The sequence below is a fragment of the Pseudomonas sp. ATCC PTA-122608 genome, assembly GCF_001952855.1.
Taxonomy (GTDB): Bacteria; Pseudomonadota; Gammaproteobacteria; order Pseudomonadales; family Pseudomonadaceae; genus Aquipseudomonas.
On record NZ_LPNO01000014.1, the window covers coordinates 111095 to 124338 of the forward strand.

10 protein-coding genes and 1 pseudogene are annotated in these 13244 nt (G+C 60.6%); 4 read left to right on the plus strand and 7 right to left on the minus strand.

What is annotated here, in order from left to right; translation table 11 throughout:
* The first annotated feature begins 160 nt into the window (after positions 1-160).
* From AU074_RS15450 to AU074_RS15460, 3 genes are read left to right on the plus strand one after another with little or no spacing between them, the layout of a single operon-like run.
* On the plus strand, positions 161-2062 hold the full coding sequence (locus tag AU074_RS15450; protein ID WP_076015430.1) for a sensor histidine kinase: 1902 nt from the start codon (positions 161-163) through the stop codon (positions 2060-2062).
* On the plus strand, positions 2059-3399 hold the full coding sequence (locus tag AU074_RS15455; RefSeq protein WP_076015431.1) for a sigma-54 dependent transcriptional regulator: 1341 nt from the start codon (positions 2059-2061) through the stop codon (positions 3397-3399). Before AU074_RS15450 ends, AU074_RS15455 begins: the two co-directional genes overlap by 4 nt.
* Positions 3400-3417: 18 nt before the next feature.
* Positions 3418-3747 (plus strand): GlpM family protein, encoded by a 330-nt coding sequence (locus AU074_RS15460; protein WP_173860384.1) that lies wholly within the window; start codon positions 3418-3420, stop codon positions 3745-3747.
* Positions 3748-4579: 832 nt separating this feature from the next.
* On the opposite strand, the gene AU074_RS15465 is transcribed toward AU074_RS15460, so the two are convergent.
* From AU074_RS15465 to AU074_RS15490, 6 genes are read right to left on the minus strand one after another with little or no spacing between them, the layout of a single operon-like run.
* A complete protein-coding gene (locus tag AU074_RS15465) occupies positions 4580-5977 on the minus strand; it encodes a sigma-54 dependent transcriptional regulator (protein ID WP_076015433.1) in 1398 nt (465 codons plus the stop codon).
* Entirely contained in the window at positions 5967-7745 is a 1779-nt protein-coding gene (locus tag AU074_RS15470) for a HAMP domain-containing sensor histidine kinase (RefSeq protein ID WP_076015434.1), read from the minus strand. Before AU074_RS15470 ends, AU074_RS15465 begins: the two co-directional genes overlap by 11 nt.
* Positions 7745-8869: a GNAT family N-acetyltransferase gene (locus AU074_RS15475; RefSeq protein WP_076015435.1), complete on the minus strand. Its 1125-nt coding sequence runs from the start codon at positions 8867-8869 to the stop codon at positions 7745-7747. Before AU074_RS15475 ends, AU074_RS15470 begins: the two co-directional genes overlap by 1 nt.
* Before the next feature lie 51 nt (positions 8870-8920).
* Positions 8921-9808, minus strand: a complete 888-nt coding sequence (locus tag AU074_RS15480; protein WP_076015436.1) for a carboxylesterase — start codon at positions 9806-9808, stop codon at positions 8921-8923.
* Entirely contained in the window at positions 9805-11199 is a 1395-nt protein-coding gene (locus AU074_RS15485; protein ID WP_076015437.1) for an aspartate aminotransferase family protein, read from the minus strand. The genes AU074_RS15480 and AU074_RS15485 overlap by 4 nt, the downstream gene beginning before the upstream one ends.
* A complete protein-coding gene (locus AU074_RS15490; RefSeq protein WP_076015438.1) occupies positions 11192-11896 on the minus strand; it encodes an MtnX-like HAD-IB family phosphatase in 705 nt (234 codons plus the stop codon). Before AU074_RS15490 ends, AU074_RS15485 begins: the two co-directional genes overlap by 8 nt.
* A gap of 230 nt (positions 11897-12126) precedes the next feature.
* Here AU074_RS15490 and AU074_RS15495 point away from each other — a divergent pair, with 230 nt between their 5' ends.
* Positions 12127-12897 (plus strand): MipA/OmpV family protein, encoded by a 771-nt coding sequence (locus AU074_RS15495; RefSeq protein ID WP_076015439.1) that lies wholly within the window; start codon positions 12127-12129, stop codon positions 12895-12897.
* Positions 12898-13000: 103 nt separating this feature from the next.
* Here the strand turns inward: AU074_RS15495 and AU074_RS15500 are convergent.
* Positions 13001-13244: pseudogene (locus AU074_RS15500) on the minus strand (IS4 family transposase); the annotation flags it as partial.

Below are 13244 nucleotides of genomic sequence, written 5' to 3' on the forward strand. Positions count from 1 at the left end.
AAGCCGCAGCTCGCTGCTCTTCTGGAGGAGCGAGCTTGCTCGCGAAAGACGTCAACGATAACGCGATCATCCTGGATGAGCGCGGTGCCCTTGAGTTTTTCGCGAGCAAGCTCGCTCCTACAGTTGGCAAGTGAGCGATAGCTGACCCAAGGCATCTGTGATGAAATGCGACCCCAACCTCTTTCGCGCCGCGCCGCCATCACTTGCCGTGAAGCCTCGTCTGATTCGCCAATTGTTCCTGCCGCCGCTGATCATCGCGCTGATGATCGGACTGGGTTACGTCGGCTTCTGGATCAGTGAGTTCTATGGGATCCGCACCCTCAGCGATACCGGCGAACGCCAGCTGGAACTGCACGCCCGCACCGTCGAGAGCGAACTCAGCAAATACACCTACCTGCCCAGTCTCCTGGAGCTGGAATCCAGCGTCTCCAGGTTATTGGCCGACCCGAATCAGGAAACCCGCAAAACCGTCAACGACTACCTCGAAGGCCTGAACCGGCGCAGTCGCAGCCGGGCGATTTACGTGATGGATACCACCGGCCGTGTACTGGCGACCAGCAACTGGCGCGACGCCGACAGTTACCAGGGTGAAGACCTGTCCTTCCGTGCCTATTTCCAGAATGCCGTGCGTGGCCAACCCGGCCGGTTCTACGGCATCGGCAGCACCAACGGCGAACCCGGCTATTACCTGGCCCATGGCCTGGAAGAACACGGCAAGATCATCGGCGTCGCCGTGGTCAAGGTCCGCCTGGAAGCGCTGGAAGAGCGCTGGCAGCGGGCGCGCCTGGAGGCCTTTGTCAGTGACGAGAATGGCATCATCATTCTCTCCAGCGACCCGGCCCGTCGCCTCAAGTCCGTGCGACCACTGAGCGATGACACCAAGGACCGCCTCGCCCACAGCCTGCAATATTACTGGGCGACGCTCAACGAGCTTGAACCACTGGCCCGTGAGCGTCTCAATGAAGGCACCGAGAAATTAACCTTCCCGGCCAACAGCGAAGTGGTGGCCGACGAGCATGAGGTCAGCTACCTGGCCCAGACCCGCCCGTTGAACGACACCCCATGGAACTTCACCCTGCTCACCCCGCTGAACGACCTGCGCCAGGCCGCCATCAACCAGGGCATCCTGGTGGCCGTGGCGTTCGCGTTGGTGGCGTTCCTGTTGATCGCCTGGAACGAGCGCCGCAAGGTGATCGCCACCCGCCTCGCCGCCCGGGAAGCCCTGCAGGAAGCCAACAATCAGCTGGAGCGACGGATTGCCGAACGCACCACCGACCTGCGGGCCAGCAACGAACGGCTCAAGAGCCAGATACGCGAGCGGCGCCAGGCCGAGGAAACCTTGCGCCGGGCCCAGGACGAACTGGTGCAGGCCGGCAAACTTGCCGCCATCGGCCAGATGTCCACCAGCATCGCCCACGAATTGAACCAGCCACTGGCCGCCTTGCGCACGCTGTCGGGCAACACCGTACGCTTCCTGGAGCGTGGGGCGCTGGACACCGCCAGTGCCAACCTCAAGACCATCAACGAACTGATCGACCGCATGGGCCGCATCACCGCCAGCCTGCGCTCCTTCGCCCGGCGCGGTGATGACCAGGGCGAGGCCAATCTGGGCAAGGCGGTGGACGCCACGTTCCAGATCCTCGGCAGTCGCCTGGAAACCTTGCCGCTGACGGTTCACCGCCACTTCACCAGCGCGCAATTGCAGATCGACCAGACGCGCCTGGAGCAGATCCTGGTTAACCTGATCGGCAACGCCCTGGACGCAATGCAGGCGCAACCGGCCCCCGAACTGTGGCTGGAAGGCGACATCGTCGACGGCAAATACCGCCTGCGGGTGCGCGACAACGGCCACGGGATTGATCCCGAGACCCGCAAGCATTTGTTCGAACCGTTCTTTACTACCAAACCCGGCGAACAAGGCCTGGGCCTGGGCCTGACGCTGTCGGCCAGCCTCGCGGCCGCCACCGGCGGCAACCTCGCCGTCGAGCACCCGGCCAGCGGTGGTACTGCCTTTGTCCTGAGTTTGCCGCTGGCGAGCCCTCAACAAGTCGAGTCGAAATGAACGCAGAAAAAAACACCGACCTGACCGTCCTGATCGTCGAAGACGACCCCCATGTATTGCTCGGCTGCCAGCAAGCCCTGGCCCTGGAAGACATTCCCAGCGTGGGCGTGGGCAGTGCCGAAGAAGCCCTGACCCGGGTTGGCGAAAACTTCGCCGGCATCGTCATCAGCGATATTCGCCTGCCGGGCATCGACGGCCTGGAACTGCTGACCCGCCTCAAGGCCCTGGATAAAAGCCTGCCGGTGGTGCTGATCACCGGCCATGGCGACATCTCCATGGCGGTGGGCGCGATGCGCAATGGCGCCTATGACTTCATGGAAAAACCCTTCTCCCCCGAGCGCTTGGTGGACGTTGCCCGTCGCGCCCTGGAGCAACGCGGGCTGGCCAGGGAAGTCTGGTCGCTGCGTCGGCAACTGGCCGAGCGCGACTCGCTGGAAGGCCGGATCATCGGCCGCTCCCCCGCCATGCAAAACCTGCGGGAGTTGATCGCCAACGTCGCCGACACCTCAGCCAACGTGTTGATCGAAGGCGAGACCGGCACCGGCAAGGAACTGGTCGCCCGTTGCCTGCATGATTTCAGCCGGCGTCATTCCCACCAGTTCGTTGCGCTGAACTGCGGTGGCCTGCCGGAGAACCTGTTCGAAAGCGAAATCTTCGGCCATGAAGCCAACGCATTTACCGGCGCCGGCAAGCGCCGCATCGGCAAGATCGAACATGCCCACGAAGGCACGCTGTTCCTCGACGAAGTGGAAAGCATGCCGATGAACCTGCAGATCAAACTGCTGCGGGTATTGCAGGAACGCACCCTGGAACGCCTGGGCTCGAACCAGAGCGTGGCGGTGGATTGCCGGGTGATCGCCGCCACCAAGTCTGACCTCGACGACCTGAGCCGCGCCAACCAGTTTCGCAGCGACCTGTACTACCGCCTCAACGTGGTAACCCTGGAACTGCCGCCCTTGCGGGAACGCCGGGAAGATATCCTGCAATTGTTCGAACACTTCCTGCAGCAGTCGTCGTTGCGTTTCGACCGCACTGCGCCGGACCTCGACAACCAGACCCTGTCCAACCTGATGAGCCACGACTGGCCGGGCAACGTGCGTGAATTGCGCAACGTGACCGAGCGGTTTGCCCTGGGTTTGCCGGCGTTTAAAAAAAGCGGCACCAGCAGCGGCAACCACGGGTTGGCCTTTACCGAAGCGGTGGAGGCGTTCGAGCGCAACCTGCTTAATGATGCGTTGCAGCGCAGCGGCGGCAACCTGACCCAAGCCAGCCAGGAGCTGGGGATGGCCAAGACCACGTTGTTCGACAAGGTCAAGAAATACGGGCTGAGCCACTAGGAGCGCATTGTGGATTTATTGCTGAAGGCGGCATTGGGCGCGGGGGTGGTGTTGATTCTGGCGGCGTTGGCCAAGACCAAGAACTACTACATCGCCGGGTTGGTGCCGCTGTTTCCCACGTTCGCGTTGATTGCGCATTACATTGTTGGCAAGGGTCGGTCGGTGGAGGATTTGAAGACCACCATCGTGTTCGGGATGTGGTCGATTATTCCGTACTTTGTGTACCTGGCGACGTTGTATGTGATGGTTGACCGGATGCGCCTGGAGGCCTCGCTGGCGGTGGCGGCGGTGGCGTGGTTGATGGCGGCTACGGTGTTGGTCAGCGTGTGGGTTCGCCTGCACGCCTGACATACGCCTATCAAAAATGTGGAGCTGGGTGGGTGTGTATATCCGTTATTTAGGTGATGGCTTGTATTGGTTCCGCTCTTACAGCGGGTCACTTTTGAAAAGAGCCCAAAAGTAACCAAAAGGCTCTTGCCCCACCACTCGGCACCTCGCTAATGCTCGGTGTGCCCTCACTCCGGCTTTGGAGCGTGGGCCGCCGCGATGGGCCATCCTTGGCCCAGCGCGGCTAACCCGGCGTCCTGCCGGGTTACCCACGCTCCAAAGCCTGCGTTCGGCCAGCGTGGTTTAACGGGGCGCCTAAGATCAAGATCAAAAGCAGATCAACAGCACAGCGGCCTACCGGCCGGCTTGAGTGTGGTGAAGCAAAGGCAACAGCAAGGTCAGAAGCTAAAGCGGGCACGGTCCAAATGTGGGAGCGGGCTTGCTCGCGAAGGTCGTTAACGATGACGCGGGCATCCTGATTCAACGCGGCGTTCTCAGGTTTTTCGCGAGCAAGCCCGCTCCCACAGAAAAGCAGCTCTGCTTTCGCTCTGGATCTTGCCTCTGCTTCTAACACTCAAGCCGGCCGGGAGGCCGCTGTGCTTTTGCTTTTGATTGCCCCATTCAGCCCGAGGCCGAACGCAGGTATTGCGGAGCGGCGGCCCGCTTCGCGGTGCCGGAGTGCGGGAACACCGAGCCTAGGCGAGGTGCCGACAGGCGGGGCAGAGCGTTTTGGTTACTTTTGACTGGGCCGGCATTCCGGCTTTTCAAAAGTGACCCGCTGTAAGAGCGGAACCCTAAGCGGCCGTTACCTAAATAACGGATATGTACTCCCCCCAAAAACGCTCAGCGCCCCCTAGCGAACAATCTTGTCCACCTGAATCCCCAGCTTCTTCAACCGATACCAAAAGCTACGCTCAGAAATCCCGATCTTCTGCGCAGCCGCAGCCTGCACCCCGTTGCTCTCCTGCAACGCAGCCATGATGTAAGCCTTCTCCACCTCAGCCAGCGCCGCATCCAGATCCTGTGGCACACCCGGCCCGTTACTGAGTATCGCGCCCACCCCATCCTCAGCCGGCTTCGAAGCAAACAGATACGCCGGCAAATCAATGTCCTCGATCACCGGCGTCGCCGCGACGATGGTCGCCCGCTCCACACAGTTTTGCAGCTCACGAATATTGCCCGGCCAGGAATACGCCGCCATGGCTTGCAATGCCTCAGGGCTGAAACCGGTGATGCGTTTACCCGCCGTAGCACTCAAGGTCTGGGCAAAGTGCCGGGCCAGCGGCGCGATGTCTTCCACCCGCTCGCGCAAGGCCGGCAGCGGAATCGGGAACACATTGAGGCGGTAGTAAAGGTCTTCACGAAACTCTTTGTTCGCCACCGCATCCAGCAAATTCTTGTTGGTAGCGGCGATCACCCGCACGTCCACCTTGCGCTCCCGCGGGTCACCCACCGGCTCGATCACCCGCTCCTGCAAGGCCCGCAGGATTTTCGCCTGCAACGCCAACGGCATGTCGCCCACTTCATCGAGAAACAACGTGCCCTTGTCCGCCTGCATGAAGCGCCCGACGCGGTCCGCCACGGCGCCGGTAAAGGCGCCCTTGCGGTGGCCGAACATCTCGCTTTCCAGCAAGCCTTCGGGAATCGCCGCGCAGTTGACGGCTACAAATGGCTTGTCGGCGCGATTGCCGTGTTTGTGGATGGCACGGGCGACCATCTCTTTGCCGGTGCCGCTTTCGCCCGTCAGCAGCACTGTGGCGTTGCTGTCGCGCACCGAGTCGACGGCGTGCAGCACGCGGCGAAACGCCGGGCTGTCGCCCACCAGGCTGTCGAACTGCGAGTGTTCATCCAACTCGGCACGCATGCGCGCGTTGTCGCGCATGATGTCGCGAAACTGCAGGGCCTTGGCGACGGTGATGTCCAGCTCATCGATGTCGAACGGCTTGGCGATGTAGTCGTAGGCGCCATTGCGCATCGACTGCACCGCATTTTTCACGGTGCTGTAGGCGGTCATCACGATAACCGGCAGATGGGGGTAACGCACCTTGATTTCCGCCAGCAACGCCGGCCCGTCCATACCGGGCATGCGCCAGTCACTGATCACCAGGTCGATGTCTTCCTGCTCCAGCACCTTGAGCGCGTGCAGGCCGTTGCCGGCGGTAAACACCTGGATCCCGCTCTGGCTCAAGGCCGACGAGAGCAAGTCACAGAGCTTGGGTTCATCGTCGACTACCAATACGTTATGCGTCATCACCATCCTCATCATCGCCGTCATCGTCACCCTGGGCCGGAATGTACAGGCTGAAGGTGGCGCCGGCATCTTTCTCGCTGACACATTCGATGCTGCCGTCATGACTCTCCATGATCGAGAAGACTTTGGCCAGACCCAACCCCGTGCCCGAGGCCTTGGTGGTGACGAATGGTGTGAAGATCCGCTCGATCATGTCCGACGGAATGCCTTCGCCGGTATCGCCGATGCTGATCACTGTGTTGCCGCCCACGCTGCGGATGCCCAGGGTCAGGCGACCGCCTCCGGGCATGGCATCGATGGCGTTGAGAATCAGGTTGAGGCACGCCTGCTTGAGCTGCTTGGCATCGGCGTAAATCGTCGCGCCGGGGGCCTGGTCATCGATATGCGCGTCGATGTTATGGGTCGACAGCTCAGGCCCGCAGAAGCCGAGGATTTCCTCCACCACCGGCCGTGCCGCTTGCACCGTGCGCAACGGCGCGCTGGGTTTGGCGAAGTCGAGGAATTCGGTGATCAGGTCGTTGATCCGGCTGACTTCGCTGATCACGTATTCGAGATGGCGTTTGTCGGTTTCCGGCAAATCGGCGCGGCGGTGCAGCAACTGGGTAGCGGTCTTGATAATGCCCAGCGGGTTGCGGATTTCGTGGGCCAGGCCCATCGCGACTTCGCCCAATGCATGCAGGCGGTCGCGGCGGCGCAGTTGCGCTTCCAGGTGATGCAACTCACCGAGACGCTCGGTCATGTGGTTGAAGGTGCTGCTCAGTTGCGCCAGCTCGTCGCCGCCGCTGACCGCCACACGATGCTGATAGTTACCCGAGATCACCGCGCTGACGCCTTCGGACAAGTCCCGCAACGGGCGCGTGAGACGCTGGGACACCAGCATGCCGGCACCGAGGGACAGCGCCGAGCTGAGCAGGAAGATCAACACGAACAGATTGCTCTGGTTCACCAGACCCACCAGGCTGGTGTGCCGCAGCAAGCCGCTGAAGATCACCCCTTGCAGCTCGCCGGCATCATTGAAGATCGGCCAGTACAAACCGCTGTAGTTGTTGGTGAACTGTTCGCTGGGCTGCTTGGTGCTGCGCAGCGCGGCTTCGATGTTCGAAGGAATCCGGGTGGGGTGATCGACGAAGCGCTGGGTAGAGAAAATCTCCGAGAAGCCGTTGGGATTGGCCAGGTACAGGCGCAAGTCGAGGGAGTGCACATCGGCCACGCTGGTCAGGAAACTGCTGTCCAGGTAGGTGGCCACCAGCAGTTGATAGTCAACCCCGTCCTCGCTGGTCTCGAAGGTCGACACCACCACGCCGGTGGTCACGCCCGCCACCTGGACCGTCTGCAACACCGCATTACTGGCCAGGTTGATTTGCTTGACGATGTCATCGGCGGCAGTGCTGAAGACAATCTTGTGGTCACTGCTGCGGATCAACGCGACCACGTCGATGTCGGTGGCGGCGGCAATGTCGGCGGTCAGCTTGTCGTGTTTCTCGGCCTGGCGCGACGACGGCGGCTTGGTGTAGCGCAGGAACAGTTGGGCGACCCGGGCGTTATCGTGGAGGATGTCGCCGATCTCGTCCTTGACGATCTTGGTCGACTCCTGCAGCCAGATCCGCACGTTGCTGTCGAAGATCTGCGACAGCGTCGTTGCGGCCAACTCCGCCGCGATCATCGTCGGAATCACCGTGACCAGCCAGAACGCCAACACCAGCTTGCGCTGGACGCTCCAACGCGAAATGGCAAAGGGGCGGGCTTTTTGGCGGGTCTTGTTGATCATCAGGTTTCGCTTATCGCAGCAGCCATGGCAGGGTCGGATCGATCCGGTCGGAGAAACACTTTTGCAACGAACAGTGCGCGGTTGACCAGCCAGTTACGGTGGCGAAAAAACATGCTGTTGCCCTGGAACTCGCAGCCCAGCAGCAGCTTGCTGGCATAGCCGGCCTGACCGCATTCATATAACGCAATTTCGTTGCGAATACAGTAGTCGATATTGGTTAACCAACTGCGCACTGCCAGGCTGTACTCATGGCTGTAATCACTGTCTTCGCCGAAAAACTTGTCAATCAAGCGATCCTGGTTCAACAGGATCAGGTTGAACGCCACCAATTGCGCGTCCACCCAATAAAGCACACAGACCGCACGTTCTTGCAGCTGTTCAAGGATACCGGTGAAATAGCCCGCCGGCAGCCGCTCGAACTGCAGGTCGGAACGTTCCAGGGTGGCCTCATACAGCGCCATGATGCGCGGCAGGACGTCGTCGATGTTGCGTCGCCACTCAACACGCGGGCCAGGCGCGCGCAGTTTGCGGCGCACGTCCTTGCGGGTGGCTTTGTCCAGGGAACCCAGGTAGGCGTCCACTGAACCAAAAGGGATCGGCAATACGGCCGTTGGCAGGCTGGGCATGCTCTGAAAACCCGCGTCAAGGCAGCTGTTTGACCAGGCTTCATCCCTGGTCGGTGCGTCCTTGACCGCCACCAGTCCAACGCCGAACGTATCGGCATCCTGGCGCGCGGCGGCGAGCAATTGCGCAAGCAGCGCCTGGCGCCCTGATTCAGGAACGTGGCTGGCGATACCTGCATTGCACTGTTCCGCCACCGGCGAACCGATGGCATACAGGCCCAACTTCAAAACACCCGGCCACAGTCGCTCCAGGCGCTCGGTAAAGCGCTTACCTACGCCCGACACCGTGGTGTCGAGGCGATAACGCGTAATGAACGCCGGCGCGACCGCTACCAACGTTGTATCGTCAAACACCGCAAGATAGCGCCACTGAAAATCATCAATAGCAGCGTTTTCCACGGCCACGTAATAGTCCCAATCCTCCAGGGCATCGGGAAAACAGTCGTTCCAGGCACTGCGTTCGATGGCCCGAATGGTCGAAAAGGCTTGGGCGGTAATCACAACGTTTCCTTGTAGGAGCGAGCTGGCTCGCGAAAACTCAAGCGCACCGCGTTAAACCAGACAGAACGCGTTTTCGTTCACGTCCTTCGCGAGCACGCTCGCGCCTACAGGGGCAGCGTGTTGCTCGACAAACTCGGCACTCAACTCGATCACTCGGCGGTATTGCAGGTCGACGGTGATCATGTGGTAGCAGTTGTCCAGCAGGATCTTGGTCACGGGGCCGCCGAGGTGGCGTTCCACGTAATCGGCGTTCCAGCGGCTGGTGATGTCATCCTCGATGGAGTGCAGCACCAGGGCCGGGGTCTTGATCGACGGCATGAGCTTCTTGACCACGGCGTTCATCCAGTGCAACTCGCGCACTGTGACGCCCTCCATGGTCAACAGCCCCGCCTCGCTGCTCTCCCCTTCCTTCATCTGCCGCTCGACGATCGCCCGAAGGCGCTCGTTCTTGATGCCATAGGGCGGTTTCTCAGTGAAACGGAACAGGCGCACACCGAAGGGAATGCGGATCAGCAAGGGCGTGATGAATGCCATCTTGTTGATGCTCCAGCCGTCGTACTTCAACGTGGTGGAGTACATCAACAAGCCGGCGACCTGGCCCGGGAACTGCGACGCCACGTACATCGACATCACCGCGCCCATCGACAGACCGCCGACAAACACCTGCTCGTGACGCTGTTTCACGCCAACGAACGTCTTGCGTACGCCCTCGTACCAGTCCTGCCAGCCAGTGGCTTGCAGGTCGCTGTTGTCCCCGCAGTGCCCGGCCAGGGTCGGCACGTACACCGTGCAGTTACCGGCCTTGGCCAAACCCTGGGCCACCCGACGGAGTTCCGTCGGGGTGCCCGTCAGGCCGTGGATCAACAGGATCCCGACCGGACCGCTACCGAGAACGAAGCCGGCATCACCTTCACCGAGGTCGATCTCGTGGCTAATCACCGTTTGGTCGCTCGCACAAGCAGTTGCTCGAGCAGCTTCAGGCCCAGGTCGATTTCCGGGTAGCTGATTTCCAGCGACGGTGCCAGGGTGATCACGTTTTTGTAGTAGCCGCCCACGTCGAGGATCAGGCCGAGTTTCTGACCGTCAACCACCATGTCGCCTTTCATGCCTTCGTCGACCATGAAATCCAGGGTCGCCTTGTCCGGAGTGAAGCCGTCCGGACCGCAGATTTCACAGCGCAGGGCCAGGCCCAGGCCGTCGACGTCGCCGATGATCGGGAAGCGTTTTTGCAGCTCTTGCAGGCCGGCCAGGAAGTATTTGCCCTTGGCCATGACCATCGCGCCGTAGTCGACTTCGCTGGTCATCTTGAACATTTCCAGGCCTACCGCGGTGCCCAACGGGTTGGACGCGAAGGTGGAGTGAGTGGAGCCTGGCGGGAAGATCTTAGGGTTGATCAACTCTTCCTTGGCCCAGATGCCGCCCAGCGGGTTCAGGCCGTTGGTCAGTGCCTTGCCGAACACGATCACGTCTGGTTTGACGTCGAAGTGTTCGATCGACCACAGCTTGCCGGTACGCCAGAAACCCATCTGGATTTCGTCGACGACCATCAAGATGCCGTGCTGGTCGAGGACGTGCTTGAGTTCGCTGTAGAAGTTCATCGGAGGGATTACGTAGCCGCCGGTGCCCTGGATCGGCTCGACGTAGAAGGCTGCGTATTCGCACTGGTTGGTTTTCGGGTCCCACACACCGTTGTATTCAGTTTCGAACAGGCGGGCAAATTGCTGCACGCAGTGGCTGCCGTATTCTTCCTTGGTCATGCCTTTAGGGCCGCGGAAGTGGTACGGGAACGGAATGAAGTTGGCGCGCTCGCCGAAGTGGCCATAGCGGCGACGGTAACGGAAGCTTGAAGTGATCGACGAAGCACCGAGGGTACGGCCGTGGTAGCCGCCTTCGAAGGCGAACATCAGGCTCTTGCCGTTGGAGGCGTTACGCACCACTTTCAGGGAGTCTTCGATGGACTGCGAACCGCCCACGTTGAAGTGCACACGACCGTCGAGGCCGAACTTTTTCTTGGCGTCGACTGCGATCATTTCCGACAGCTCGATCTTGCCTTTGTGCAGGTACTGGCTGGCGATTTGCGGCAGGGTGTCGATCTGCTGTTTCAGCGCGTTGTTCAGGCGCGGGTTGGCGTAACCGAAGTTAACGGCCGAGTACCACATTTGCAGGTCGAGGTAAGCCTGGTCTTCGGTGTCCCACACATAGGAGCCTTCACAACGGCTGAAAATACGTGGCGGGTCGATGTAGTGAACGGTGTCGCCGTAGGAGCAGTACTTGGCTTCTTTATCCAGAAGAACCTGGTCTTCTGCGGTAGCGATGCGGATATCAGACATGGTGGAAGAGTTCCTGATTGTCGGAAGAGGTGCTGAAAGAGTTGGCGTTGGCGGCGATGCCCTGAGGCAGCTTGGCCAGCAATGCCGGCAGTTCGGCGAAGGTGTCGAACCGCGCGTAAGGGATGTTGTTGGTTTCGCAGTAGTCGGCCAGGCTGGCCTTGGCGAAGACGAAGTCGGCGGTGGAGGCCACGCACATGTCGGACTTGCCGTCACCGATCACCAGCACGCGCTTGTTGCGCGGCGTGGACTTGCACTTGCAGTTGCCGGAAGCAGCACGGCAGGCGTCGCTGGCATACGGGAAGTCGATGCGCCAGCTGTTCTGGTCGACCTGGCGCAGGCGGTTGGCGAGGATCGGCAGCAAGGTCACGTAGTTGCGCGAGAGAATCCGCGCGATGCCTTGTTCGATGCCATCGCTGACCACTTCAATGGAAGCGCCCAGGCCCATGACGTGATCGACGAAGTCCGGGAAGTCCGGGTCGATCTCGACGCTGTCGAAGTACGCCAGCAACTCGGCCGGGGTCGCCTTGATCAGCGCCAGTTGACGGCTCAGGCATTCGCGCGAACCGATGTGCCCGTCCAGCCATTCCTGTTCGATGGTTTCCCACTCGGGGCCGGCGAAGCGTTGGAGGACGTTGTCGATGACGTCGGTGGGGGTTATGGTCCCGTCGAAGTCACACACGATATGCCAGTGGATCATCTGCATTTACCTATGAAGTAGGAGCGCGCTGTTGCGCTTGCAGAGTGCTAGAGCATGGACTGTGCCAAGTGCTCGCACCCCCTGTTTTCAAAGGGTTTGGCGGGTATTTGCGTTTGGTTGTGTCGGAACTGGCTACAATTTTTGTAGCTTGCTACAACCTAGATGAGTGCTTGCCTAAGGCCGGGTGTTTGCGCGTTCATGCGCGCATGTTCACAAAAGGAAATGGCTCCATGTTCAGGGTTACTTTTGCTGTATTCGCCGGTTTGCTGGGGCTGTGGGGCGTTTCGGGCGCTGCGCTGGCGGACGGGATTACCGGTGAGGCCGGCGTGGGTGTCAGTTACCAGCCTCATGATCCGACGGGCAGCCGCTACGAAACGCGGCCGATTCCTTATTTCGATCTGGATTGGGGGAGCGTCAGTCTGGGTACCGACGATGGGCTGACCTGGAGTGCCCTGAATACCCATGGCTTTACTGCCGGGCCTTACATCAACTACTTGCCGGGGCGGACGGCCAATGGGTCGCTGCGGGGCTTGCGTGATGTTTCGGATATGGCCGAGGTTGGGGGATTTATTCAGTACGCTCCGGCTGATTTCTGGCGGGTGTATGCACAGGTGGGTCAGGCCGTGGGCGGGGCGCGTGATCAAAGCGGGGTTGTGGGGAAGCTTGGCGGGGAATTGGGGTATCCGTTGGGTGGCGGGATTATCGGCAGCACCGGTTTGATGGCGAATTTTGCCGATGCTCGGCAGGCGCAGGCGTTTTTCGGGGTTGATGCCAACGAGGCTGCGGCTTCGGGGTTTCGGCCGTATAACGCCAGTGCGGGGTTTCAGAACCTGACGTTGACGCAGAGTTTTGAGATTCCCCTGGATGCGAAGTGGTCGCTGTTGACCAGTGCCAGCTGGGTTCACTTGGTGGGGTCGGCGGCCAATAGCAGCATCGTCAAGGAGACCGGGGATGTGAATCAGGGGCAGGTGCAGACTGCGATCAGCTATAAGTTTGATTGAGCTGGGGGGGCATATCCGTTGCTGCGGTCAGGGCCGCTATTGGTTCCGCTCTTACAGCCATCCCTTTCAAGGTCTGTGTTTAAAGCCTTGTTTAAAAACATGTTTAAGTCCGTTTATCCGACTTGGCCGCCTTAAGCACCCTAGCTGTTGAGACATGCGCCCGTGCCGCCTTACCTTCAAGCCATTCCTTGGGCTTGGCGACTTTAGGACCGCGAGGGCTTTTCGCGACGGACTTGGGTTTGATCAACCTCGCCAGGGCCAGCAACCGCTCTGCCAGCCCTTGCGGGGTCTTTTCAAGAGGGAAATTTTCCGCAGGCAATGCGATCTGCAAGCCTTGATAATCACTG

What these genes read in the sequence shown, in the direction of transcription:
- AU074_RS15495 (WP_076015439.1), top strand. Translation starts at nt 12,127, where the DNA reads ATGTTCAGGGTTACTTTTGCTGTATTCGCCGGTTTGCTGGGGCTGTGG.
- AU074_RS15465 (WP_076015433.1), bottom strand. Translation starts at nt 5,977, where the DNA reads ATGACGCATAACGTATTGGTAGTCGACGATGAACCCAAGCTCTGTGAC.
- AU074_RS15470 (WP_076015434.1), bottom strand. Translation starts at nt 7,745, where the DNA reads ATGATCAACAAGACCCGCCAAAAAGCCCGCCCCTTTGCCATTTCGCGT.
- AU074_RS15490 (WP_076015438.1), bottom strand. Translation starts at nt 11,896, where the DNA reads ATGATCCACTGGCATATCGTGTGTGACTTCGACGGGACCATAACCCCC.
- AU074_RS15485 (WP_076015437.1), bottom strand. Translation starts at nt 11,199, where the DNA reads ATGTCTGATATCCGCATCGCTACCGCAGAAGACCAGGTTCTTCTGGAT.
- AU074_RS15450 (WP_076015430.1), top strand. Translation starts at nt 161, where the DNA reads ATGAAATGCGACCCCAACCTCTTTCGCGCCGCGCCGCCATCACTTGCC.
- AU074_RS15455 (WP_076015431.1), top strand. Translation starts at nt 2,059, where the DNA reads ATGAACGCAGAAAAAAACACCGACCTGACCGTCCTGATCGTCGAAGAC.